Source organism: Amycolatopsis sp. Hca4, from assembly GCF_013364075.1.
Lineage (GTDB): Bacteria > Actinomycetota > Actinomycetes > Mycobacteriales > Pseudonocardiaceae > Amycolatopsis.
On record NZ_CP054925.1, the window covers coordinates 988,217 to 1,012,200 of the forward strand.

Sequence of the window (23,984 nt, forward strand, 5' to 3'; positions counted from 1 at the left end):
CATTCTCCCGGACGTGGCCAGCGGATTAACCTGGACCAGTGAGTCCAAAACTGACCCCGAAGGGCGCCGCGACGCGGCAGCGGATCATCGAGGGAGCGGCGGCGGAGATCCGCGAGCACGGCGTCGCCGTCACCACGCTCGACGACGTCCGGGCGCGGACGGGAACGAGCAAGAGCCAGCTCTTCCACTACTTCCCGGACGGCAAGGAAGAGCTCCTGCTGGCGGTGGCCCGCTTCGAAGCGGACCAGGTCCTGGCGGTGCAGCAGCCGCAGCTGGGCGAGCTGACGTCGTGGGCGGCGTGGCGGCGCTGGCGGGACACGGTCGTCTCGCACTACGACAGCCGCGGCCGGCACTGCCCGCTCAACGTGCTGATCTCGCAGCTCGGCCGCGCGACGCCGGGCGCGCAGGCCGTGGTGACCGAGCTGCTGCGCCGCTGGCAGGACGAGATCGAGGCGGGCATCCGCCACCTGCAGCGGGCCGGTGAGGTCGATCCGGAGCTGGACGCCGGACGCACGTCCGCCGCCCTGCTGGCCGGCATCCAGGGCGGTGTCGTGGTCATGCTCTCGACCGGCCGCATCGACCACCTGGAAGCGGCGCTCGACGTCGGGATCGGCAACCTGCGGGCGAGCGGGAACCGGTGAGCCCCGGTTCCCGCTCGGGCCGGATCAGGCGGACTTGATCGCGGAGATCTCGAACTCCAGCGTGACCTTGTCGCTCACCAGCACGCCGCCGGTCTCGAGCGCGGCGTTCCAGGTGATGCCGTAGTCCTTGCGGCTGATCGTGGTCGAGCCCTCGAAACCGATCCGGTCGTTGCCGAACGGGTCCTTCGCCGCACCCTCGAACTCGAACGGGATGGTGACCGAACGGGTGACGTCCTTGATGGTCAGGTCGCCGGTGACGTCGAAGCTGGTGTCACCCGTCTGCTTGATCTCGGTCGAGGTGAAGGTGATCTGCGGGTACTCGTCCATCGACAGGAAGTCGTTGCTCTTCAGGTGCCCGTCGCGGTCGGCGTTGCGGGTGTCGATGCTGTGGGCCTGGATGGTCACCTGGGCGCTCGACTTCTCCGGCGCGTCGCCGTCGATGGTCGCGGTGCCGGTGAACTCGTTGAAGCTGCCGCGCACCTTGGTCACCATGGCGTGCCGGGCGACGAACCCGATCCGCGAGTGCGTGGGGTCGAGGGTGTATTCGCCGGTCAGCTGGGGGTAGGCGGTCGCGCTGGTCATCGTTGTACTTCTCTCCTCGTGGTGGCACCCCCCGGTGATTGAGGGTTCAACGACACCCTACTCACTTTTGCTGGTTGCGCAAGCAAGCTTTCGGTACAGTCGCCGACATGGGTGATCTTCCGGCTCTCGACCTCGACGAAGCCGCCTTCTGGCGGCCGCTGATGCGGATCATGACGGCGCTGCCGCGGGCGCTCGAGGACCAGTTCCTGTCCGAGACGGGGCTCGCGATCACCGACTACGGCGTGCTCGTGGCGTTGTCCGAAGCGCCGGACCACCTGCTCCGCATCTCCGGCCTGGCCGCGACGACCGGGCTGTCGCTGAGCCGGATCAGCCGGGTCGTCGACGACCTGACCCGCCGCGGCCTGGTCGAGAAGCGCAAGTGCCCCGAGGACGGCCGCGCGTCCAACGCCGTGCTGACCCCGGCCGGATTGGCCAGACTGGAGGCGGCCTACCCCAGCCACCTCGCCCGCGTGCGGGCCTCGGTGTTCGACCACCTGAGCGCCGAGGACATCCGCACGGCCGGGCCGGTGCTGGCCCGGCTGGCCGCGGCACTGGACGCCGCTCCCCCGACCGACGACTGCTAGAGGACACGGATGAGCGACAAGGGCGAGTACAAGCGGGACCAGAACTACCTCCCGGACCGGATCACCGCCGACGGCCGCGACGGCTGGCCGGTCGAGGCCGGCCGCTACCGGCTGGTGGTGGCCCGGGCGTGCCCGTGGGCGAACCGAGCGGTGATCGTCCGCCGGCTGCTCGGCCTGGAGCCGGTCCTGTCGATGGGCATCGCCGGCCCGGTGCACGACGAGCGCAGCTGGAGCTTCGACCTCGACCCGGGTGGCCGCGACCCCGTCCTCGGCATCGAGCGCCTGCAGGAGGCCTTCTTCAAGCGCGACCCGGACTACCCCCGCGGCATCACGGTGCCGGCGTTCGTCGACGTCCCGAGCGGGAAGGTCGTCACCAACGACTTCGCGCAGATGACGCTGGACATGTCGACCGAGTGGACGGCCCACCACCGCGACGGCGCGCCGGAGCTGTACCCGGAGAAGCTGCGCGACGAGATCGACGACGTCGCGCAGAAGGTGTTCACCGACGTGAACAACGCGGTGTACCAGTGCGGGTTCGCCCGGTCCCAGGAGGCGTACGAGCACTCCTACCGCAAGCTGTTCGCCCGCCTCGACTGGCTGTCGGAGCGGCTGGCGGACCAGCGCTACCTGGTGGGCGACACGATCACCGAGGCCGACATCCGGCTGTTCACCACGCTGGTGCGGTTCGACGCGGTCTACCACGGCCACTTCAAGTGCAACCGGCAGAAGCTCACCGAGCTGCCGGTGCTGTGGGCGTACACGCGCGACCTGTTCCAGACGCCGGGCTTCGGCGACACGATCGACTTCCCCCAGATCAAGGAGCACTACTACGTGGTGCACAAGAACGTGAACCCGACGGGGATCGTCCCGCTGGGCCCGGACACCGGCGGCTGGCTGACCCCGCACGGCCGCGAGGAGCTGGGCGGGCGCCCGTTCGGCGACGGGACGCCGCCGGGGCCGCCGCCCGTCGGAGAGCGGGTGCCCGCGCTGCAGCCGCCCGGCTAAACCGGCGAGGCGGGTCGCGCGTGGTCTGCCCGTGACTGCGAACATGTCGAGAGCCGAGCGGGAAATCGTCTTCCGGGCCCTGTTCGACCGGCACTTCGGTGACCTGGCGCGGCTGGCCCACCTGCTCGGCGCCCAGGACGCGGCGGGCGTCGCGCAGGAAGCCTTCGTCCGGCTGTACGGGCTCCGGACCTTCCCGGCCGACGAGCACCAGGCGGCCCGGCGGCTCCACGCGACCGTCGTGCGGCTGACGCGGCGGCGGCGTTCGCGGCCCGGCCGGCCGCTCGGCAGGCTGTCCCGCCGGCACCGCGAGGTCCTCGTCCTGCGCTACGGCCTCGACCTCGGCACGACGGACATCGCCGAGACGCTCGCCCTTTCGCCGCACGCGGTCGACGCGGCCGGGCACCGCGCGCTGGAGGAGCTGCGGAGGCTCCGGGCCCGGTCCCCGGTCCCGGCCTGGAGCCAGGCCGCCGCGGTGGCCGCGGCGTTGGTCGTGGCCGTGGTGGTGCCGATGAGTGCCTCCATCGGCAACGAGGACTCGATCCGTCCTATATCCGCGAGACCCTCGTTCCCATGGATCCCTTCCGCCTCGACGTTCCGCAAGCCGACCTCGACGAGCTCCACCGCCGCCTCGCCGACACCCGCTGGCCCGGTGAGCTCCCCGGCGCCGGCTGGGACTACGGCGTCGACCAGACCTCCCTGATCGACCTCGTCGGCTACTGGCGGAGCGGCTTCGACTGGCGCGCCCAGGAAGCCCGGCTCAACGCCCACCCGCAGTTCACCACCACCATCGACGGCCAGCGCATCCACTTCCTGCACGTCCGCTCCCCCGAGCCGGACGCCACGCCCCTCGTCCTCACCCACGGCTGGCCGAGCACCGTCGCCGACTTCCTCGGCATCCTCGGCCCGCTCACCGATCCGAAGGCCCACGGCGGCGACCCGCGGGACGCCTTCCACGTCGTCGCGCCGAGTGTGCCCGGGTTCGCCTTCTCCGGGCCGACGCACGAGCGGGGCTGGAACACCCGCCGCACCGCGAAGGCCTGGGCCGAGCTGATGCGGCGCCTCGGCTACGACCGCTACGGCGCCCAAGGCGGCGACTTCGGCAGCATCGTCTCCCCCGAACTCGGCCGCGTCGCTCCCGAAGCGGTGCTGGGCGTGCACGTCAACGCCGTCGCCAACGCCGGGGTGCCGACCGCCCCCGGGGACGCGGACCGGTTGTGCGAAGAGGACCGGAAGAAGGCGGAGGAAAACCAGGCCTGGTGGTACGCCCACTCCGGCTACGCCACCCAGATGGCCACCCGCCCGCAGACCCTCGCCTACGCGCTCAACGACTCGCCGGCCGGGCAGGTCGCCTGGAACCTCGAGTGGTTCGTCGACTGGGACCCCACGGCCACCGCCCAGACCCCGGTGAGCCGGGACGCGATCCTGACGAACGTGACGATCTTCTGGCTCACCGGCACCGCCGGCTCGGCCGCGCGCCTCTACCGCGAGACCGCGCAGGACGGCTGGGGTGAACGCCCGGCCCCCTCCGGCGTCCCGACCGCGGTCGCGAACTTCCGCGGCGACCACGCCATCCGCGGCCTGGCCGAGCTCTCGAACACCGTGACGCGCTGGTCCGAATACGACACCGGTGGCCACTTCGCGTCGCTGCAAGCGCCGGACGTGCTGGTCCGCGACATCCGGGAGTTCTTCCGCGACCTCTAGGCCCGGCGGCGGCGCCGGTCCACGGCGCCGTCGAGCAGCGGCCGCAGCTCCGCGACCACGGTCTCCAGCGGGGCAATGTCCCGGTGCGCCCGGGCCAGGACGATCGCGCCCTCCAGCGCGCTGAGCATCAGCACCGCCAGTGACCCGCTGCGGGCCGGCGGCACGCCCAGCTGCTCGAGGGTCGCGGCGACCGGGCGCTGCCACCCTTCGAACGCCTTGCCCACCGCCTCGCGCAGGCTTTCGCTGGTGGCCGCCGTGTCCGCGACCGTCGCCACCAGCGGGCAGCCCGCGTCGAAGCCCGCCGTGGTGAACTCGTCCGTCCACTGGGCGGCCATGGCCTCGAACAGCTTCCCCGGGGTCGGGTCCGCCAGCTTCGCCGCGATGCGCGCCACGCGCCGGGCCGCGTAGTCCCCGGCCCAGGTGACAGCTTCGGCGATCAGCTGGTCCTTACCGCCCGGGAAGTAGTGCTGCAGGGACCCCCGCGGGGCTTCGGCGTGGGCGACCACGTCCCGCATGCCGGTCGCCCCGACCCCGTGGATCCGCACCAGCTGCGCGGCGCTGAGCACCATCCGCTCGCGCGGTGTCCTGGTCATCCACTGCCTCCTTCATGACGTCCGTCATGGTAGCCCAGTCCGGCACGACGAGCGCGAAGTCGCGTTCGCCCCGCTCGTAGGACGGCACCGGCCGGAACCCCTGCCGCAGCAGCAGCGCCTCGGCGCCGGTGTTCCCGGCCCGCACGGTCGCCCGCACGGTCCAGCCCGGCCAGCGCCCGGACGCCCACAGCCACCGGCTCAGCGCGCTGCCGATCCCCTGCCGCTGCCACGCGTCGGCGACGAGGATGCCGATCTCCGCCTCTCCCGGAGCCGGCGAGACGAAGTTGAGCAGCCCCACCGGGACACCGCCGGACACGGCGAGCAGCGCGATGCCGTCCGGCGGCCCGGCGAGCAGGAACCGCTGGTATCGGCGGAAAACGTCGACCGGACGGGCGGGCCCGCCCATCAGGAACCGGCTCCGGAGGCTCTCCGGCGAGCAGGCCCCGACCAGCACCGCGACGCGCTCGCGGTCGGCGACCTCTATGACAGTGGTCATAGAGCAATGAGAACACAGCCGACCGGAAAACGCCATGACCGCCGTCATAATCCGGCGGGACCGCCCGGTTCGCCCGGCCGGGACGCGGGTACGTTGCCGTGGCCGCGCTCCCCCACCGCGAAAGGCCTTTCCGATGCAGCTCTACGCCGAACGGCCGGTCCGCCGGACCGCCCAGCTCGTCAGCGACCTCCTGGCCGTGCTGCTCGTCGTCTTCGCGGTGTGGCTGGGCACCTCGGTGTACGACCAGGTCATGAAGCTGCGGGCGCCCGGCGACGGGCTCGTCGACGCCGGCACCGGCCTGCGCGGCACCTTCGACTCCGCGGCGAACTCCGCCGACGGCATCCCGCTCGTCGGCGACGCACTGGCCAAGGCGCTCCACGGTGGCTCGGACGTCGGCACCAAGCTCACCGACGCGGGCCACTGGCAGATCGGGGCCGTCGAGAACCTGGCCTGGTGGCTGGCGGCGGTCATCATCGCCCTGCCCGTGCTGACGCTCCTGGTGTCGTGGCTACCGCTGCGGTGGCACTACACCCGCCGGGCCACCGCGGCCGCGCGGCTGCGGGCCCTCGGCGACGACGGCCTGGACCTCCTGGCCCTGCGGGCACTGGCCACCGGCTCCTTGCCGCGCCTGGCCGCGGTGGGCGAACCGGCGAACGGCTGGCGGGAGCGCGACCGGGACGTCATCGAGAAGCTGGCCGGGCACGAGCTGGCCCGGCACGGGCTCGCCCGGTGAGCCGGAGGTCTCCCCGCCGGGGCTCAGGACACCGGCGGGGAGACCTCCTCTACTCCGCGGCTGACGGACGTGGAGCTTTCAGCCGACGGAGGGGCCCATCCCGAGGGACTGCGGGGTGCTGGCGTCCGGCGACGGCTGGTGGAGGCCTTCGTCCAGCGGCCCGAACTCGGTCATCAGGGCCGGGCTGCCGCCCCACGGGGTCTGTTCCTCGGCGATCAGCGAGTTCGTCGTGAGCAGCAGGCCCGCCACCGAAGCGCCGTTCTGCACCGCCGACCGGCACACCCGCAGCGGGTCGACCACGCCGAGCGCGATCATGTCGCCGTAGCGGTCGTGCAGGGCGTCGAAGCCCTCGTCGTCGCCGAGTTCCCGGGTGCGCGCGACGATCTCGTGGGCCGGGTGGCCCGCGTTGTGCGCGATCAGGAACGCCGGCTCGGCCAGTGCCCGCCGGACGATCTCGACGCCGATCGCCTGGTCACCGTCCAGTCCGAGGTTTTCCAGGGCCCTCTCGGCGTGCAGCAGCGCCGCTCCCCCGCCCGCCACGATGCCTTCGGCCATCGCCGCCCGGGTCGCCGACAGGGCGTCCTCGACCCGGTGCTGCAGCTCCTTCAGCTCGGCCGGGGTGGCCGCGCCGACGCGGACGACCGCGACCTTGCCGGTCAGGGCGCCGATCCGCTCGGTCAGCACGTCCTCGTCGACGCCGAACTGCGCCCGCTCCAGCTCCGCGCGCAGCTGGCCGACCCGGAAGTCCACCGCCTCCGACGAACCCGCGCCGCCGACGATCGTGGTGCGGTTCTCGGTGACCCGGACCTGCTTGGCCCGGCCGAGGTGCTCCAGCGTCATCGTCTCCATGGTGAACCCGGACTGCCGCGAGAGCACCGCGCCGCCGACGATCGCGGCCAGGTCCTCCAGCTTGTGCAGCCGCCGGTCCCCGAAGCCGGGCGCCCGGACGGCGACCGACTGGAACGTGCCGTTCATGTGGTTGTGCACCAGCATGGACAGCGCCGTGCCCTCGACCGTCTCGCCGATCACGACCAAGGGCCGGGGTGCCCGCATCACCTTGTCCAGCAACGGCATCAGCTGCTGCACCTTGGTGATCTTCTCCGCGCACATCAGGATGTACGGGTCGTCGAGCACCGCCTCCAGCCGGCCGGGGTCGGTGACCAGGTACGGCGAAAGGTAGCCGTTGTCGAACTCGAACCCTTCGACGAACTCGACGCTCATCCCGATCGACGGTGACTCTTCGACCGTCACCACCCCGCCGTCGCCGACGGTGTGCAGGGCCTTGGCGATCACCGCGCCGACGGCGTCGTCGTCGTTGGCCGAGATCGCCGCGACCCGCGCGTAGTCCTGTTCGGACACCACCGGGTGCGCCTGCTTCTCCAGGTGCCTCACCAGCAGCCCGACGGCGTGGTCGATGCCGCGCTTGACGAGCACCGGGTTGCCGCCGCCGGCGATGGCCCGCATGCCTTCGCGGACGATCGCCTGGGCCAGCACGGTGGCCGTGGTGGTGCCGTCGCCGACGACGTCGTTGGTCTTGATCGCCGCTTCCTTGACCAGCTGCGCGCCCATGTTCTCGAACTGGTTCTTCAGGTGGATCTCGCGCGCGATGGTGACGCCGTCGTTGGTGACCACCGGCGAGCCGGTGATCTTCTCGATGATCACGTTGCGGCCCTTGGGGCCCAGCGTGGACTTGACCGCTTCGGCCAGCTTGTCCACGCCCGCCAGCAGCAGGTCGCGGGCGTCCGGGCCGAACCGCAGTTCCTTCGCCATGTTCGCTGCTCCTAGGGGGTGAGGATGGCCCGGCCGCGCACGCGCCCGGCGTCGAGATCGGCCAGCGCGTCCAGCGCCGCGTCCAGCGGGTACTTCTTCGTGTGCAGCGTGACCTTCCCGGCCTGGGCCAGCACCATCAGCTCGGCGAGGTCGTTGTACGTGCCCACCAGGTTGCCGATGATGTTCCGTTCGGTGGAGATGATGTCGATCGTCGGGATCTCGATGTTCGAGCCGTAGCCGATGACGAAGTGCGATCCGGCGCGCCGGGTCATCGCGAAGGCGTCCTGCTGGGCGCCCTGCTCGGCGACGAAGTCGAGGACGACCTCGGCGCCGTTGCCGCCGGTCAGGTCGAGCACCGCCTCGACCTGCTGGCCGTCGGCCAGCACGGTCTCGTCGGCGCCCAAGGCCGACGCCAGCTCCAGGGCGTCGGCGTTGCGGTCGACCACGATCACCCGGGCCGCGGTCAGCGCGCGCAGCGACTGGATGCCGATGTGCCCGAGACCGCCGGCGCCGTTGACGACGCAGGTGGTGCCCGGGTACAGGTGCGGGACGGCCTTGCGGACCGCGTGGTAGGCGGTGATGCCCGCGTCCGCCAGCGCGGCCACGTCGGAGGGCTGGGTCGACGGGTCGAGCTTGATGCACGCCCGCGCCGACGTCAGCAGGTACTCCGCCATCCCCCCGTCGCTGCTGATGCCGGGGAAGCTCCCGTTCGGGCAGTGCATGTCGTCGCCCGCGCGGCAGGCGTGGCAGAGCCCGCAGGTCGGCGTCGGGTGCAGGATGACCGTGTCGCCGACCTCGACGTTCGTCACCGCCGAACCGACCTCGTGCACCCAGCCGGCGTTCTCGTGGCCGATCGTGTACGGCAGCTCGACGCCGGACTTCTCGGCCCACTGCTCCTCGATGATGTGCAGGTCGGTGCGGCACACGCCGGCACCGCCGATCTTGACCACGACGTCGAAGGGTCCGGTGGCGCGCGGCTCCGGGACGTCTTCGATCACCGGGTGCTGGTGGTACTTCTGCAGCCGCACGGCCTTCATCCCGTGCCCTCCTCTTCGCTGGTCAGGGCGTACCGCGCGCGCAGCATGCCGCGGCAGACGCCCGAGTTGGCCTCCATGCTCGTGCGGGTCAGCCGCGCGAACGCGAGGTACCGCTGCGCGTCGGCCGGGCTCGTCCCGGTAGCCGGGTCGAGCAGCAGCGGGTCGCGGTCCTCGGCGGGCAGGCCGAGTTCCCGGCGGCGGGCGCGCAGCCGATCGAGGTCCGGGCTCGGCGGGACGTCACCGAGGGTGAGTGATCGCGGGTCCCGGCCCAGTGACCGGCAGACGCGGTCGGTGCCGGCCAGCACGGCCTTGCGGACGAAGTCGTACCGCAGCGTGTCGAGCTCGTCGGCGGCCTCGCCCTCGAAGGACGCGACGAACCCCTGCCGCGCGGCCACCCCGCGGTTGATGACGTCGGAGGCGAAGTGGTCGTCGAGCCGGATGTCGAGCCCGGTCAGGCCCGGCACGCCGGCCACGGCGTCGTAGGCGTCCGCCACCATGAGGAACGCGAAGTTGGGCGCGCAGAAGTACGTCGGCAGCCGCAGCCGGACGACGGCGTGGCCCGCGTCGCTCACCTCGCAGCGGGCCACGAACCCGAGGTCGGTGAGGGGTTCGTCCAGTTCGGGATCCCGGACGGTGCCCAATGCCGCCCACACGGCGGCGCGGGCCCCGGTCACCACGGCGGTCATGAGTTCGGCACGCCGACGGGCTCGACGTTCTCCGGGTCCGCGAGCCGCAGCTCGGCGGGGACGTCGATGTCGTAGAGGCGGGCCGCGTTCAGCCCGAGGATCTTCTTCTTCTGGTCGACGGTCAGCGGCGGGAAGTCCGACAGCTCCTCGTCGGACGGCATGTTCCAGTCGACGAAGCCCTCGACCTGCCACTTCGGTTCCCAGATCGCGTAGTCCGCACCGAAGATCAGCTTGTCCTCGCCGAGCCAGAACATCAGCTCGCCCATGACCTTCGCGAAGAACTTCGGCCGGGCGTGCATCAGGCCGCCGACCACGACGGCCAGCCCCGCGTAGACGTTGCGCTCCTGGGTGGCCATGAAGCAGAAGTCCTCGATGCGCGGCAGGCCGACGTGCTCGACGATGAAGTTCAGGCCCTGGAAGTTCGTCGCCGCGTGGTCCACATCGGACACGTCGAAGGCGTCCTTGTCGAGGGGCCAGATCGTCGGTCCCTTGTGGATGTGGACGTTCTTGACGCCGAGCTCCTCGCACTTCTCCAGGTAGCGCGCGGCTTCCGGGTCCTTGAGGCTCCAGCCCGCGAGTCCCCGCGCCATTCGGCCGTGTACAGCTTGACGCCCTTGCAGCCGTACCGCTTGACGCGTTCTTCCAGGGCCTTCAGGCCTTCGTCGCCTTCACGCGGGTCGAAGGTCGTGTTGACGAGGAACCTGCCGGGGTGCTTCTCGGCCAGCGCCGCGTCGGCCTCGGTCGTGTTGAACCCGTTCTTGTACCACTGCCGCAGGTTGGTCGGCTGGAAGATGGCCGTGTCGACGTGCCCGACCTCGAACAGGTCGTGCATCATCAGCTCCTCGGAGTACTTCTGGAACCGGTCGAGCGGCCAGTGCGTCTCCTTCGGGCCGAGCCCCTGGTAGGCGTGGAAGCACTCGATCCAGCCCTTGGCGTATTCCTCCTGCCCCTCCACCCAGTTCTCCGGGCTCGCGTCCCAGAAGTGGGTGTGGGCGTCCACCACGAAGTATTTTTCGCCGTCTTTTTCGTACATGGTTGATCCTCCTGAGCGGGATCGAGTGCTTGCCTTGCTAGCGAATGGGCTTCAGATCGAAATCGAGGTACTCGGCGGCGTCCTCGGGGTTGGCGAACATGATCGTGCGGTCGTCCTCGTGGATCATCCGCCCGTAGTGGGTGGACATGCTCTCCTCGAACTCGGCCGCAGTGAACCAGCCCTCCTCCTCACCGGCGGCTTCGTCGACCTCGGCGTAGACGACCTCCATGCGGCCGACCGCGTCGACCCGGATCATCGAGGGCAGCGGCGTGATGGTGACGTTGTCCTTCGTCCCCATCACCTCCGCGATGATCGCGCCGACCTGGTTGTTCATCAGGGTGAAGCCGCACATGTTGGACGCGGTGTTGTCGGCCTTGAACGGGCTTTCCGCGGTCTTGAAGACAGTCACTGGCCCAGCTCCTCGGGTGCCTTGAGACCCAGTTCGGACAGGATTCCGGCGAACCGGCTCTTCACGCGGTCGAGCCCGTCCTCGAACCGGATCGGCTTGGCGTCGGGCTGCGACCACAGCGGCTGCAGCGCGCGGGCGGCGGCGATGCACCGCGGCACCCAGTCCTCGAGCCACTTCTGCAGCAGCGCCTTGTTGTGGTCGGCGAACTCCTTGTCGTTGATCAGCAGGTGGTACAGCGGTTTCGTGTAGCGCAGGTCGCGTTCGGAGAAGTCGAACTCCTCGGCGCCGATCAGCGTCGGGGTGACGAAGTCGCCGTTGGCGGGTGCGGCCTGCTGGACCAGGTTGCTGCGGAACAGTTCGCCGACGAGGGGTTCGAAGACGACGTTCGCGGCGAAGATCGCCTCGCCCCAGTCCCAGATCCCGGTCAGCTGCTCGGCGGTCTCGCGCACGCCCTGCCAGGCCGGGTCCTCGTTCCAGGTGGCCAGGTGGGCGGTGCCGTCGAAGCCCTCGATCTCCTCGGTGAGCGTCAGGTTGTACAGCGCCAGGTCCTGCGCCGCGCGGATGCGGTGCATGCTGTTCACCGAGATCGCGTTGTTGTGCATGTTGGTCGGCGCGCGGCGGTTGGCGTTGGCGAACAGGTACAACCCCAGGCCGTGGTCGACGTGCATCCAGGCGCCGACGTGCTTGGCGACGAAGTCGACCCAGTTGCGGTTCCACTGTTCGAACGCCTTGGCCTGGCGGGCGGCGTCGATGTTCTGGTTGAGCTGGCGGACGACGTTCGCGTTGTAGCGGTAGAGGGTGAGCTCCCACTCCTCGTTGGGGTCGCGGAACTCGTGCCAGCCGTGGGCCGGCCAGTCGTAGCCCTTGCCGCCGGAACCGGGGCCGCGTTGGGGCAGCGGCCGGTCCGAGCCCCACGCCTTCAGCGCGGTCCACTCCAGCGGGTAGCCGCCCTGGCCGTCGGCGAAGGCGTAGAGCCAGCCCTGGGCCAGGTAGTGCCGCGGGTCGGGCTGGACCTCGACGGTGACGTCCTCGTAGTGGCTCTGCTTGCGCTTGGCCGGGGTGAAGTAGTTGTACTGGCGGGCGGTGGAGTCGGGGAAGACCTTCGCGCCCGCTTCGGCGTCGGTGAACGCCGGCTTGGGCACGCTGCGTTCCTGGGTGGCTGTCATGGGTTTCCTACCCTTCGCCCGTGGTGGTGAACTTGTCGTAGAAGACGCGTTTGTCCGCGACGCCGAGCGCGGGCAGCAGCTCCAGCGCGGCCTCCACCATCGGCGGTGGCCCGCAGACGTAGGCGTCGGCGCCGGTGAGGTCGGCGCCGGCCCGGCGCAGGACGTCGGTGACGAAGCCAGTCTCGCCGGTCCAGTCGTCGTCACCCGGCTCGGACAGCGCGGGCACGTACCGGAAGCCGGGCAGTTTCGCTTCCAGTTCCCGCAGTTCCGCCTCGAAGCAGAGGTCACGGCGGCGGCGGGCGCCGTAGTAGAAGGTCGCCTTCCGGTCGATCCCGCGCTCGGCCATCGACCGCAGCAGCGACAGGATCGGCGCCATCCCGGCCCCGCCGCCGACGAAGACGAGGTCCGCGCCGGGGTTGTCCCGGAGGGTGAACACCCCGAACGGGCCGGTCACCCGGAGCCGGTCGCCGACCGCGACCTCGGCGGCCAGGAACCGGGAGAACAACCCGTCGGGGTAGATCTTGATGACGAACTCCAGGAGCCCGTCGCGGGCTGAGGTGTTGGCCATCGAGAACGACCGCGTCTCCTCGGTGCCCGGGACCGCGAAGTCCAGGTACTGGCCGGGGAAGAACTTCAGGTCCCCGTCCAGCCGGACGACCAGGTGCCGCAGGTCGTGGGTCACGGGATCGTTCGCCACGACCTCCGCGGTGGCCTCCTGGATCGGCAGGCCGGACTGGATCATCTCCTCGTCGTAGTTGAGCAGCTCGATCGTCAGGTCTTCGTAGGCGTGGGCCCGGCACAGCAGCGTGAAGCCTTCCTCCTTTTCGTAGTCGGGGAGCGCGAAGGTCGAGTACTTGTCGTGTTCGACGTCGTCGCCGTCGAGGAGGAACGACTTGCAGGCCGCGCACTGTCCTTCCTTGCAGCCGTGCATGAGCATGACGCCCTGCTCGGCGGCGGCCCGCAGGATGGTCTGCTCCTCGGCGACGTCGATCTCGATCCCGACCGGCTCGAACCGGACGCGGTGCTTCTCTCCCATGCCGGACCCCGCCCCGTCAGGCCTGCGGTGCCGGGCGCCCGGCCGGGCCCTGGCGGTGGTAGTCGGCGACGAACGCGGCGCGCTGCTCGTCGGTCATCTGGTTGAGCAGCACGTTCGGCGACTGCACCTCGGGCATCCGGCGCAGGTGGTCGAGCGTCCACATCTTCTTCGGGTCGAGGTCCAGATGCGGCTGGGCGACCATGGTCTTGCCGTCGTCGCGGACGAAGCCCATGTCGGAGACGACGTCGGCCCAGTTCCAGCCGTGGTAGAGCGTCTCCCACTCGCGGGCGCCCACCAGCTGGCCCATGTTCGGCGTGTTGCGGCCCTGGTAGGTGGGCCGGAACGCCTCGGCGTCGGTCCAGCGGCAGGTCTCCGAGCAGTACGTCCGGTGCTGGCCGTCGACTTCGTCGACCACCATGTCCTCGCGGATCAGGCACGGCACCATGCAGGTCCAGCAGCGGTGCGGGTACACGTAGTCGACGTCCTCGGCGACGATCGGGTGGTGCCCGTTCGGCGTCGCGAGGCGGTTGTAGTTCTCCCACCACTTGCCGTACTTGTCGTACCAGCCCGGGTACTTGTACTCGAACCACTCGAAGTCCTCGTCGGTCATCGGGTCGATGCGCCAGTAGTTGGCGAGCCACCCGGTGGCGAAGAACTGCGCGACCTCGTGGACGTAGCCCTTGTTCCAGATCCGGTTCCAGGCTTCCTCGATGAGGTCGTGCGGGATGACGAGCCCGTACTTCTCCAGCGGGACGAGGTAGGAGCGGTAGTAGTCGTCGTAGATCCAGCGGCGCCACATCTCCGCGTAGCTTTCGCGGTCCTTGCGGCGGTCCTTGGTGCCGTATTCGATGAACGTGCCGATCGCGGCGTCGACGACGGCGTGGTTGTTCCACCACGCGTACCGCAGGTCGCGTTCGAGCAGCTGGTGGTTGCTCTCGTCGGACAGCGCCATCAGCAGCGTCGCATAGCCGTTGCTGATGTGCCGGGACTCGTCGGACTGCACCGAGTGGAACACCGTGGGCAGCAGGTAGTCGCCGTTCGCGGCGGCCTCGGCCGGCATGGCGACGAACAGCGTGTTCGTGAACGCCGTTTCCGCGACGATGGTGAGGTAGATGCTCGCCGCGGTGATGGCGTCACCGGTGATGAAACCTTCGGCGAACTGGCGGCCGATGGTGCCGCAGTAGTCGTTCTGGAAGTTGCGCAGGCTCGAGTTGAAGCCCGCGGGGTCGATGTAGTTCTGCATGTACAGGCGCTTGAGGTTCTGCTGGATCGTCGAGTGCCGGACCTCGTCGATCATCTGGATCGCCTGGCCGTTGTGCAGCTCCGGGTTCGGGACCGTGCGGAACAGCAGCGGCATCGCCCGCGCGGCGGAGATCTCGGGCAGCGGAATGATCGACAGAAACAGCTTCTGCCACTCCAGCCAGCGTTCCTGCACCTGGCGGAACATGTTGCCGCGGATCGCGCCGTCCTCGGCGCCGTAGACCCGGTGGTCCTTTTCCTCCTGCATCGGGAAGTACGACCGGAGGACCTGCTTCAGCGGGTCCTTCTTCTTGGCCTTCCGGAAGGTGTAGTCGGTGCCGTAGTGCGAGACCGGGGTGTGGTACGCCGGTTCCCACGACAGTTCCTGGATCTTCTGGTGGGCTTTCGCCACACTCTGGCGACTCATGGATCAACTCCTTCTCTCCTGAGCTCGCCGCCCGGGGCGTCCTGCGTTGACCATTGAAGGGGCGCGGGCGCGCGCCGCGGGTCTCAATCTGAGACAGAACCGCTGCTCACGGCGTTTCGTCCGCGTCGAGCAGCCGCGCGCGCAACCCGGCCAGCTCGTCGTGGACGCCGGCCTGCACGCGCGCGTCACCCTCGACGGTGGGGACGATCCCGAACGCGCGCAGCAGGGCGGCGGCGGGTTCGCCGGGGTGGCCCGCCGCGCCGAGCTCCGGGTGCAGGCCCTGCTCGGCCAGGTGCGTGAAGACCAGGTTGACGATCGTCCAGGGGTTGTACGTCTCGGCGGCCATGTCCCCATCGCACCGCCGCCCCGCGGCCGGGAGCGTCTCAATTTGAGACACCGGCCCGGCGCCGGTCGCCGTAGGCTGAACGGGCGGCACAACGGGTGTGCCCGCACCCACGTGGGCCGCGGGGAACTGGAGGTCACGTGGACGAGATGACCCTGGTCGCCGACGACGAGCTCGCCCGCTCCCGGGTGCGGTTCCTGACCGCCGAAGCGGTCCCCGCGGACACGGTCCGGCCGACGATCCTCGCGTCGTGGCGGCGGTCGCGGGAGTTCCAGGTCGAGGCCGACCGGATCGACCCGCTCTACCTGGGCGACCAGAACCTCGACATCCCGCTCATGCGCGGCGCCGAACCCGTGCTGGCCAAGCTGGGCGAGCAGTTCGAGGGCCAGCCGATCAGCCTCGTCCTCACCGACGCCAGTGGCGTGGTGCTCACCCAGCGGACCGGGGACGCCGACCTCGCCCGGCACCTGGAACGGGTCGAGCTGGTACCCGGGTTCAGCTACGGCGAGCAGTCCGTCGGCACGAACGGCATCGGCACCGCGCTCGAGGACGGGCGCCCGACGACGGTGTTCGGGCACGAGCACTACGCCGAGCACCTGGAGAACCTGGCCTGCGCGGGCGTGCCGATCCACCACCCCATTTCGGGCAAGAAGGTCGGCGCGGTCGACCTCACCTGCTGGTACAAGGACGCCGGTGGCCTGCTGGTGGCGCTGGCCCGCTCGACGGCCGAGCAGATCCGCCAGGCCCTGCTCCGGCACAGCGACCTGCGGGAGATGATGCTGTTCCAGGCCTACCTGCAGACCTGCCGCCGGTGGACGGGCATCGTGCTGGCGTTCAACGAGGACATCGTGATGATGAACGACCGGGCCCGGCAGCTGCTCGACCCGGCCGACCAGTCGGTGCTGCTCGGCCACGCCACCGAAGCGCTGGCCGAGGGCCGCCGGACCCCGGCGACACTGTCGCTGTCCAGCGGGCTGCGGGTGCGCGTGCTGTGCCGCCGGGTGGCCGGACGGCGTGAGTCGGAGACCGCGGGCGGCGTGCTGTCGGTGAAGCTGATCGAGGCCGAGGAGACCCTGGCCGCGTCGGCCCCGATGCTGCCGATGTACCTGCCGGGCGTGGTCGGGTCGGCGCCGCTGTGGCTGCGCTGCGGGCACGACCTCGACACCGGCCACCAGCGCGGCGAGTGGGTCGCCCTGGAGGGCGAACCCGGGACCGGGAAGCTGACCCTGACCAGGGGCCTGCACCAGCGCCACCACCCGGCGGCCCGGCTGCTCACGGTCGACGCGGCGCCCGGCACGGACTGGGCCGCGCTGCTGCGTGAGCACGCCGAAGCGCCGATCCGCACGCTGGTGGTCCGGCACGCCGACCGGCTGACGGCCCCGGCGGCCACCGCGCTGGCTGCGGTCCTGCGCGCCCTGCGCGAAGACCCCGGCGCGCCGTGGATCGTGGTCACCCTCGTGCCGGAGGCCGAAACCGAACCGGCGCTGGCCGAGCTGCTGAAGTTCTTCCCCCGGACCGTGCGGGTGCCGCCGCTGCGCCACCACGTCGAAGACCTCGCGGAACTCGTCCCGCTGATGCTGAGCAAGCTCGGCTACGGCGGCAGGCTCACCTGCTCGGCCGCGGCACTGCACCTGCTGATGCGGGCGGAGTGGCCGGGCAACACCGGCCAGCTGCACCAAGTGCTGCGCAAGGTCGCCCAGCGCCGCCGGGCCGGCACCATCCGGCCCGGCGACCTGCCGGCGGAGTTCCACGCGGTGACGCGGCGCCCGCTCAACCGGTTCGAGTCGATCGAGCGGGACGCCATCGTGCGGTGCCTGGAGGACGCGGACGGCAACAAGGTCCGCGCGGCGAAGCTGCTCGGCATCTCCCGGGCGACGATCTACCGCAAGATCCACGAGTACGGCATCGTGCCGCCGGCTCGGTAGCCGGCCGACGTCACTTCGCGGGCGGGTTCACCGCCGTGGCGACCTCCTCGATCGTCGTGGCGTCGACCAGCCCGGTGTCCTCGAGCACGGTCATGTGGTCGAGGACGGTCTGGTTCGCCTGCGTCGCGTGCCGCCGGATGACGTCGTTCTGCGTCCCGGCGCGGACCTCGGCGATGGTGGCGAAGATCTTGCCGTGCGAGGCCCGCAGCACGTTCGCGAAGAGCTTGTCGAACTCCGCGCCCCGGGCGTTGGTCAGCCGGCGGACCCAGTCCTGCTGTTCGGCGGTCGCCTTGTCCGGCAGCGGCACGCCGAGCATCTTCGCGTCCTCGCGGACGAGCTGGTCGAGGTGCGAGTGCCCGTCCAGCAGGTGCAGCCCGGCGCGCTTCACCTGTTCGCTGCTGGCATTGGTCTGGGCGAGGTCACCGGCGGGGATCTCCCAGAGCCCGGCCTGGCGCACCTTGACCAGGAAGGTCCGGTCGAGCTCGGTGACCGGCCCGGCGCCGGCCGCGTTGTCCCCGGTCCCGGCCTGGGCGGCCGAGCCCTGCTGCATGCCGGCCATGTCGTGCGCGGCGACCTGCGCCTGCGTCGAGCCCGGCGCGGTCTGGGCATCGGCTTGCAGCACCATGACCGAGCCCACGCCGACCACGGCGAGCGTGGCCACGACGACCAGCGCGGTCCGGGCCTTGGCGCGGCCGGTCATGCCACGGTGATCCGGCATGGTTCCTCCTTCGAGACGGCAGTTCTGGTACGGGGTACACGGAGGCCGTCACGCGGAGGTTCAGCGAAATTCGAAGAATTTTTGCTTTGCACCAACGAAAACAGAGCCAGATCGCGTTGAATGCATCGAAAAGAGAAGCCCGGCCGACGCGGCAGACCCAGCCGTCAAGCGCCGGGATTGTCCATTTTGACCGATACACTCGAGGTTGGCAAGGAGCGCGCCGCGAGTGCCATCCTGGACGGCATGCCGACCCGCTGGACGTGCCCCCGCTGCGACCGCGAGTTCGCCCGCACCGGCCAGGGCCACACGTGCGTCCCGGGCTGCACGGTCGAGGAGACGTTCACCGGCAAGCCGGCGTGGCAGCGCGCGGTTTACGACCAGGTCATCGAGCACCTGCACACCCTCGGCGACGTCCACGAGGACGCGGTGCGGGTCGGGGTGTTCCTGAAGCGGGACCGGAAGCTGGCGGAGCTGCGCCCGCGATCACGGGACGTGCTGGTGTACCTGTGGCTGCCCCAGCCGGTGGAGACGGCCCGCATCGCCCCGGCGAGCTGGGCGAGCGGGCCGCGGGTCGGGCACAAGCTCAGCCTGCGCGCGGTGTCCGATGTGGACGACGAAGTCCGCGGCTGGCTCACAGTCGCGTTCGAAACCTCCTGAACGCCCTAAGCCGGCCCGTCGGCGGCCGGCGTCAGGTAAGCCCACAGGCCTTCGCGGCCGAGCGGCGTGGCGCTTTCACCAACGGGTGGCTCGACGACGACCAAGGTGCTGGGGAACACGTGCTCCGTCTCCTGCGGGTAGGCGTCCTCGTCGATCACCTCGCCACCGAGCCGCACCGAAGTGCGCTCCCGAGGCGGATTGAGCCGGACGAGCGCCCCGCCGAATTCTCCCGGCCCGGTGAAGCCGGCCCCGGAGAAGCTGACGACCCCGCCGAACCGGGCCCGATTGAACCAGGCCTCCGCGAACCGGGTGCCCCGGAACCCCGCCGCGCCGGTGAAGTCGGCGCCGTCGAAGCCGGCGAGCCCACCGAATTCGGCGTCGTCGAAGGCGGCTTCCGCACCGAACCACACCTCGGAAAACCGGGCCCGGTCGCGGAATTTGGCGCCGACGAACGCCGCGGGTCCCGCGAACCCGGCGTCCCCGAACTCGGCCACGCCGTCGAAGGTCGCCAGGCCGAAGGCGGCCGGGCCGGCGAACCAGGATTCGCCGAAGCCGGTCCGCCCGGCGAACACCGCACGGTCGAACCGCGCGGCGCGAACCCGGCACCGGCCGAGGTCGAAGTCGACGAGAGTGGCGTCGGTCAGGTCGAGGTCGATGTCTCGCCAGAACTCTCCGGCGCGGTCGCCGCGGCGGAGGTGGTCGCCGAGGATCCGCTGGGCGGTCAGGCGGACCTGGAGCTCCTGCTGCCGGCGTTCGTTCTCCGCCTGCTCGACGTCCCGTGCCGCGGCTTCGCCGCTTTCCGCCGCCGGCACGGGTGGCGCGTAGGGCATCCGCAGGTAGGCGCACAGCACGTTGACGACCGTCTGCCGCTGGGCGGGCGTGCCTCGGGCCAGGTCCTCCAAGGCGTACATGCCGGCGAGACGGACCGCAGCCTTCTCCGCGCCCAGCTGGTCCGCGGCCTTGGTGAACCGCTCGGCGAACAGCTTGATCGCCTCGCGCTGCTCGGCCGCTTCACCGAGCTGCTGCCTGCGGTAGGCCACGACCAGCGCCACGACCGCCCCCGCCCCACCGACCAGTGCCAGCACGATCTTGACGAAGTCGAAGCTCTCGCCGGTCGTCCACTCCTGCGCCGGCCGGATCGGCGGGCGGCCCAGGAGCCACCACCCCACCGCGCCCACGCCCGCCGCGGCGACTACGGCCACGGCGAGCAGGAGCACGATGTTGAGGCCCAGTGGGATGCGAAGACGTGGCCGGTGGTCCGGGGAAGGTGGGTGGAACGGCATGCCCCAGTCATACTGCGCCGGTCACGGCAGTGCCCGCGCCCGGGCCGACACCGCTCGGAGTCAGGACCCCGTCGGCCCCGTCCAGCCCTCCGGCACGTGGCCGATCCGCACCCGCTGCGGGTGGTCGCCCACCGGGACCGACACGAGCTTCTGCCCGGTCGCGAAGTCGATCGCCGTCACCTGGTCGGCGCCCGCTTCGGAAATCACGCAGGCGTTGCCGTCGCCACTCACCGTGGCCCAGTACGGCTTCACCGCCGGGACCAGCGCTGCCTGCTGCAGCGTCGCCCGGTCGACCACCGTCGCGTAGTCGTCCATCGTGCCGGCGATGCAGAGCTTGGTGCCCGCCGGGTTCATCGACATGCCGTGGTGGCGGGAGTCGTTGACGAACGTCTTGCGGTCGTCGCTGGTGGCCGGGTTCTTCGGCAGTTCCTTGATCCGGGTGATCTTGTCGGTCGCCACGTCGTACTCGGCGAACCCGTTGAAGAACGACACCTGGAAGTACAGCTTCGACCCGTCCGGGGTGAACGCGACCGGGCGCACGGCGTCCGAAAGATCGCTGCGGCCGAAGGCGTCGAGGCGCTGGCGCATGTCGATCACCTTGACCTGGCGGTAGGTCGCGGCGTCGACCACGGTGATGTGCCGGTCCCCCTTGGTGAAGTCCCAGCCCGGGTCGTCGAGGTCGGTGTTGACCTCGCCGATCGACATGTTCCACAGGTACCGGCCGCCGTCGGTGAACACGTTCTCGTGCGGTTTGTCGCCCGTGGCGAAGGAACCGAGCTGCTGCCCGGTGACGATGTCGAGCACGTGCACCGTGTTGGACGTCGAGGCGGAGACCGCGACGCGGCGGCCGTCCGGCGAGACCGCCATGTGGTCGGAGCGGAAGCCCGACACCGGGAAGCGCCAGTTGATCCGGCCGGTCGTCAGGTTGATCGAGACGACGTCGGCGAAGCTCGGCCGCGACGCCACCACCGAAGAGCCGTCCGGCGTGGTGTACATGTCGTCGACGAACTGGTCGTGCCCCTCGCCCGGCCCGTTGCGGATGCCGAGGAAGAAGGCCAGCTTGATCGGGTTGAGGTAGATCTCCGTCAGGCGCCGGTCCTTGTCGGGGATGATGTTCACCCGGCCGATCTTGGCGAACGAGCCGCGGGACTGGATGACGTCCGCCGTGCCTTCCCAGTTGTTGCCGACGAACATCACCTCCCGCAGGGCCGCCGCGGCGCCGGTGGCGGGCACCGCGGCGCCGGTCGCCAGCAGGGCGACGGCCGCGGTCAGGCAGGCCAGTCGGGAGAGGTACGACCGCTTACGACGGGACACGGGGAACACCTTTCGCCATTGAAGAGGTGCGGTGGATTTCGCGGAGAAACGAGGTTACTGTCCGGTATCGTCACGATAACCGGCCACCGGAGCCGCTCCGGTAGGGCCGCTCGCCCAACATCGCGGCCACGCCGTTGTGGCCCGGCCACAACGGGAGGTGCCGTGCCGGCCTCACCGCTGCTCCGGCAGGTGCTGGACGCGATGGCCGCCGACGACACCGTCGTCGACGAGCTGGTGAAGGCCGCGCGGAACCAGTCGCCCGAGGTGGCGCGGCTGCCGGAGGCGGAGAACCGGCGGCACGTCCGGTTCTTGCTCTCGGCCGCGCTGCGGGCCACCACGAACCCCGACAGCGCGGACTACACCACCGCCGAAGCGCTGGGCGCCGACCGCGCCGCGCAGGGTGTCCCGCTCACCGATCTGCTGCGCGGGGTCCAGGCCGGCCGGACGCTGGCGGCCCGGTTCGCCGTCGAACGGGCACGGGCGGCCGGCCTGCCCGACGACGTCATCCTCGAAACCGTGCTGGACGCCGAGCGCTATACCGGCGCGCTGGAGCGGCACATCGTCAAGGGCTACCACGCCGCCGAGCTCCAGCTGTCGCGGACGGTGCGCGACGCCCGGACCCAGCTGCTGCGCACCCTGCTGCTCGACGGCCACTTCCCCACGCCGGAAGAGCTCCGGCACGCCGGGCTCCGGCCCGGAGGCCGGTACTCGTGCGTGGTTTCCGACGTCAGCGACCCGGCGCGGGCGCGCACGCTCGAACAGGCGCTGCTGGCGTTCGGCGGGGTCTACGGGCTGGTCGAAGGCCGGCTCACCGGCCTGGCGGCGCGCCCGCCCGCCGGGATCGCCCTGGCCGACGGCGCCCTGCTGGTCGTCGCGCCGCCCGTGGCGCTCACCGAGCTGCGCGAGGTGCACCGGCTCGGCACGGCGGCGGCACGGATCGCCGGTCCGGGCTACCACGACCTGACTTCACTCGCGGGCGAAGTCGCGTTGACGGCCCAGCCGCGGCTGGCGGACCTGCTCGCGGACGGGCTGCTCGGCGCGCTCGACCGGGGCAATTCCTTCCACCGCGAGCTGGCCGCGACGGCGCTGGCCTACCTCGACCACGGCCAGCGCCTGCGTCCCACGGCCGATGCCCTGCACCTGCACCCGAACACCGTCCGCTACCGCCTCGACCGGCTGGCCGAGCTCACCCCGGTGGCCCTGGCCGAGAACAGCGGCGGCCGCGTGCTCGACGCCGTGCGCTCGTGGTGGGCCCTGCACCACTGGCTCGAGGGCCGATAAGGTCACCCGCATGGCTGAACTCCACCGGCTGCCGGCGACCACCACGGACGGAGAATGCGTTTTCTGCGCGATCGGCTCGGGCCGGGCGCCCGCGGCGTTCGTCCACGAGGACGAGGAGTTCGTGGCGATCGTCGACCTGCGTCCGGTGACGACCGGGCACCTGCTGGTGCTCCCCCGGGCCCACCACGCGGACCTCGCTTCCCTGCCGGCCGAGGCGGGCGCGCGGATGTTCACCCTCGCCCAGGAACTGGCGGCGGCCCTGCGGCGCACGGACCTGCGGTGCGAGGCGGTCAACCTGTTCCTGGCCGACGGGGAGGCGGCGGGCCAGGAGATCCCCCACGTCCACCTGCACGTGATCCCCCGCTTCCCCGGCGACGGCTTCGTGCTGGAGGCCGACTGGCGGGTGCGGTCGCGGGAGGAGCTGACGGAGGTCGCGGCTCAGGTTCGCGCGGCGCTCTAGGCTTTGTGGAGCTTGTCCGGGTGGTGGACCGCGGTCTTGCCGGATTTCTCGCTCTTGACCAGGTATTGGGGATTGTCGGGCGAGGCTTTGACGTCGCGTTTGCCGGCGTGGGTGTCCTTGGTGATCTTCTCCTCGACGGTGCCGACGGAGCTCTGGTTGCCGGCGTCCCACTTGACGCGGTCGCCCTTCTTGAATTCGTTGCTCATACGCTCCAGGTACCCCGAATCCGCCCCCTCATTCGGGAGGCAAGCGCGGTTACGGTGACCGGGTGGAAAAGAACGAGCTCGCCTCGTCGTTCGGCGCGGCAGCGGCCGCCTATGCCGAGCACCGCCCGGACTACGCGCCCGCTGCGGTGCGCTGGGCGCTCGGCCCCGCGCCCGGTCCGAGGGTGCTCGACCTCGGCGCCGGAACCGGCAAGCTCACCGCCACCCTGGTGAACCTCGGGCTCGACGTGACCGCGGTCGAGCCCGACCCGGCCATGCTGGCCGAGCTGCGCCGGACCCCGCCGGGCGCCCGGGCCCGGCCCGGGAGCGCCGAGGCGATCCCGCTGCCGGACGCGTCCGTCGACGCGGTGCTGGCGGGCAACGCCCTGCACTGGTTCGACCTGGCCGTCGCCGGACCGGAGATCGCCAGGGTGCTGGCGCCGGGCGGCATCCTGGCCGGTCTGTGGAACGTCGTGGACGACCGGGTCGGCTGGGTGGCCGGGCTGGCGCGGGCCGGCGGCAGCGCGGTGATCGGCCCGCGGGACACGCCCGAGGGCTGGCGCGCCGAAACCGCGGAGGCGTTGCACACCACCCGATTCGGCTCACCGGCGCGGGCCGAGTTCCCGCACGGGCAGCGCCGCACCGCCGATTCCCTGGTGGCG

At 70.9% G+C, this 23,984-nt stretch carries 24 protein-coding genes and 3 pseudogenes; 11 read left to right on the plus strand and 16 right to left on the minus strand.

The genetic code is table 11. The features are described 5' to 3' along the window. Positions 1–38 precede the first annotated feature (38 nt). The gene (locus HUT10_RS04015) at positions 39–641 is read left to right on the plus strand and encodes a TetR/AcrR family transcriptional regulator (RefSeq protein ID WP_176169921.1); all 603 of its coding nucleotides are present in this window, start codon (positions 39–41) and stop codon (positions 639–641) included. A gap of 24 nt (positions 642–665) precedes the next feature. On the opposite strand, the gene HUT10_RS04020 is transcribed toward HUT10_RS04015, so the two are convergent. Beyond that, entirely contained in the window at positions 666–1,223 is a 558-nt protein-coding gene (locus HUT10_RS04020) for a YceI family protein (RefSeq protein WP_176169922.1), read from the minus strand. A 107-nt stretch (positions 1,224–1,330) separates the two neighbouring features. On the opposite strand from HUT10_RS04020, the gene HUT10_RS04025 reads away from it, so the two are divergent. From HUT10_RS04025 to HUT10_RS04040, 4 genes and pseudogenes are all read left to right on the plus strand, one after another. After that, positions 1,331–1,807: a MarR family winged helix-turn-helix transcriptional regulator gene (locus tag HUT10_RS04025; RefSeq protein ID WP_176169923.1), complete on the plus strand. Its 477-nt coding sequence runs from the start codon at positions 1,331–1,333 to the stop codon at positions 1,805–1,807. Positions 1,808–1,816: 9 nt separating this feature from the next. Continuing rightward, a complete protein-coding gene (locus HUT10_RS04030) occupies positions 1,817–2,812 on the plus strand; it encodes a glutathione S-transferase family protein (protein ID WP_176169924.1) in 996 nt (331 codons plus the stop codon). Between the two features lie 43 nt (positions 2,813–2,855). After that, positions 2,856–3,224, plus strand: a pseudogene (locus HUT10_RS04035) (RNA polymerase sigma factor); the annotation flags it as partial. Between the two features lie 158 nt (positions 3,225–3,382). Further along, a complete protein-coding gene (locus HUT10_RS04040; protein WP_176169925.1) occupies positions 3,383–4,513 on the plus strand; it encodes an epoxide hydrolase family protein in 1,131 nt (376 codons plus the stop codon). On the opposite strand, the gene HUT10_RS04045 is transcribed toward HUT10_RS04040, so the two are convergent. Next, positions 4,510–5,019 carry a TetR/AcrR family transcriptional regulator gene (locus tag HUT10_RS04045; protein ID WP_254897431.1) on the minus strand — a complete coding sequence of 170 codons (510 nt, stop codon included), beginning with the start codon at positions 5,017–5,019 and terminating at the stop codon, positions 4,510–4,512. The two genes, HUT10_RS04040 and HUT10_RS04045, sit on opposite strands and share 4 nt — an antisense overlap. Further along, entirely contained in the window at positions 4,961–5,602 is a 642-nt protein-coding gene (locus HUT10_RS04050) for a GNAT family N-acetyltransferase (protein WP_254896669.1), read from the minus strand. Before HUT10_RS04050 ends, HUT10_RS04045 begins: the two co-directional genes overlap by 59 nt. Before the next feature lie 133 nt (positions 5,603–5,735). On the opposite strand from HUT10_RS04050, the gene HUT10_RS04055 reads away from it, so the two are divergent. Beyond that, positions 5,736–6,335: a hypothetical protein gene (locus HUT10_RS04055; RefSeq protein WP_176169927.1), complete on the plus strand. Its 600-nt coding sequence runs from the start codon at positions 5,736–5,738 to the stop codon at positions 6,333–6,335. 78 nt (positions 6,336–6,413) lie between these two features. Here HUT10_RS04055 and groL read toward each other — a convergent pair whose 3' ends face one another. The 9 genes and pseudogenes from groL to HUT10_RS04100 all read right to left on the minus strand — a co-directional run bounded on the left by groL (position 6,414) and on the right by HUT10_RS04100 (position 15,484). Beyond that, entirely contained in the window at positions 6,414–8,105 is a 1,692-nt protein-coding gene (groL, locus tag HUT10_RS04060; RefSeq protein WP_176169928.1) for a chaperonin GroEL, read from the minus strand. Between the two features lie 11 nt (positions 8,106–8,116). Continuing rightward, the gene (locus HUT10_RS04065) at positions 8,117–9,142 is read right to left on the minus strand and encodes an NAD(P)-dependent alcohol dehydrogenase (protein ID WP_176169929.1); all 1,026 of its coding nucleotides are present in this window, start codon (positions 9,140–9,142) and stop codon (positions 8,117–8,119) included. Then, positions 9,139–9,828 carry an iron-sulfur cluster assembly protein gene (locus HUT10_RS04070; RefSeq protein ID WP_176169930.1) on the minus strand — a complete coding sequence of 230 codons (690 nt, stop codon included), beginning with the start codon at positions 9,826–9,828 and terminating at the stop codon, positions 9,139–9,141. Before HUT10_RS04070 ends, HUT10_RS04065 begins: the two co-directional genes overlap by 4 nt. After that, positions 9,825–10,861: pseudogene (locus tag HUT10_RS04075) on the minus strand (amidohydrolase family protein). Before HUT10_RS04075 ends, HUT10_RS04070 begins: the two are co-directional and overlap by 4 nt. A 37-nt stretch (positions 10,862–10,898) precedes the next feature. Beyond that, positions 10,899–11,270 (minus strand): propane 2-monooxygenase effector subunit MimD, encoded by a 372-nt coding sequence (gene mimD / locus HUT10_RS04080; protein WP_176169931.1) that lies wholly within the window; start codon positions 11,268–11,270, stop codon positions 10,899–10,901. Further along, on the minus strand, positions 11,267–12,436 hold the full coding sequence (locus tag HUT10_RS04085; protein WP_176169932.1) for a toluene hydroxylase: 1,170 nt from the start codon (positions 12,434–12,436) through the stop codon (positions 11,267–11,269). The genes mimD and HUT10_RS04085 overlap by 4 nt, the downstream gene beginning before the upstream one ends. A gap of 7 nt (positions 12,437–12,443) precedes the next feature. Next, on the minus strand, positions 12,444–13,472 hold the full coding sequence (locus HUT10_RS04090) for an NADH:ubiquinone reductase (Na(+)-transporting) subunit F (RefSeq protein WP_176169933.1): 1,029 nt from the start codon (positions 13,470–13,472) through the stop codon (positions 12,444–12,446). 16 nt (positions 13,473–13,488) lie between these two features. Next, positions 13,489–15,138: a methane monooxygenase gene (locus HUT10_RS04095; RefSeq protein WP_176169934.1), complete on the minus strand. Its 1,650-nt coding sequence runs from the start codon at positions 15,136–15,138 to the stop codon at positions 13,489–13,491. A 106-nt stretch (positions 15,139–15,244) separates the two neighbouring features. Then, entirely contained in the window at positions 15,245–15,484 is a 240-nt protein-coding gene (locus HUT10_RS04100; protein WP_176169935.1) for a hypothetical protein, read from the minus strand. Between the two features lie 137 nt (positions 15,485–15,621). Here HUT10_RS04100 and HUT10_RS04105 point away from each other — a divergent pair, with 137 nt between their 5' ends. Further along, positions 15,622–17,406 carry a sigma-54-dependent Fis family transcriptional regulator gene (locus HUT10_RS04105; RefSeq protein ID WP_176169936.1) on the plus strand — a complete coding sequence of 595 codons (1,785 nt, stop codon included), beginning with the start codon at positions 15,622–15,624 and terminating at the stop codon, positions 17,404–17,406. 10 nt (positions 17,407–17,416) lie between these two features. Here HUT10_RS04105 and HUT10_RS04110 read toward each other — a convergent pair whose 3' ends face one another. Beyond that, entirely contained in the window at positions 17,417–18,124 is a 708-nt protein-coding gene (locus tag HUT10_RS04110; protein WP_176169937.1) for a DUF4142 domain-containing protein, read from the minus strand. A 243-nt stretch (positions 18,125–18,367) separates the two neighbouring features. Here HUT10_RS04110 and HUT10_RS04115 point away from each other — a divergent pair, with 243 nt between their 5' ends. After that, on the plus strand, positions 18,368–18,781 hold the full coding sequence (locus HUT10_RS04115; RefSeq protein ID WP_176169938.1) for a DUF5655 domain-containing protein: 414 nt from the start codon (positions 18,368–18,370) through the stop codon (positions 18,779–18,781). Between the two features lie 5 nt (positions 18,782–18,786). On the opposite strand, the gene HUT10_RS04120 is transcribed toward HUT10_RS04115, so the two are convergent. Further along, a complete protein-coding gene (locus HUT10_RS04120) occupies positions 18,787–20,064 on the minus strand; it encodes a pentapeptide repeat-containing protein (protein ID WP_176169939.1) in 1,278 nt (425 codons plus the stop codon). A gap of 60 nt (positions 20,065–20,124) precedes the next feature. Then, a complete protein-coding gene (locus HUT10_RS04125; protein WP_254897432.1) occupies positions 20,125–21,258 on the minus strand; it encodes a YncE family protein in 1,134 nt (377 codons plus the stop codon). Positions 21,259–21,540: 282 nt separating this feature from the next. On the opposite strand from HUT10_RS04125, the gene HUT10_RS04130 reads away from it, so the two are divergent. After that, the gene (locus tag HUT10_RS04130) at positions 21,541–22,659 is read left to right on the plus strand and encodes a helix-turn-helix domain-containing protein (RefSeq protein WP_176169940.1); all 1,119 of its coding nucleotides are present in this window, start codon (positions 21,541–21,543) and stop codon (positions 22,657–22,659) included. Positions 22,660–22,669: 10 nt separating this feature from the next. Next, the gene (locus HUT10_RS04135) at positions 22,670–23,119 is read left to right on the plus strand and encodes an HIT family protein (RefSeq protein ID WP_176169941.1); all 450 of its coding nucleotides are present in this window, start codon (positions 22,670–22,672) and stop codon (positions 23,117–23,119) included. Here the strand turns inward: HUT10_RS04135 and HUT10_RS04140 are convergent. Beyond that, the gene (locus HUT10_RS04140; protein WP_033262310.1) at positions 23,116–23,325 is read right to left on the minus strand and encodes a DUF2945 domain-containing protein; all 210 of its coding nucleotides are present in this window, start codon (positions 23,323–23,325) and stop codon (positions 23,116–23,118) included. The two genes, HUT10_RS04135 and HUT10_RS04140, sit on opposite strands and share 4 nt — an antisense overlap. A gap of 182 nt (positions 23,326–23,507) precedes the next feature. Here HUT10_RS04140 and HUT10_RS52065 point away from each other — a divergent pair. Then, a pseudogene (locus tag HUT10_RS52065) lies at positions 23,508–23,768 on the plus strand (class I SAM-dependent methyltransferase); the annotation flags it as partial. Between the last annotated feature and the right edge of the window lie 216 nt (positions 23,769–23,984).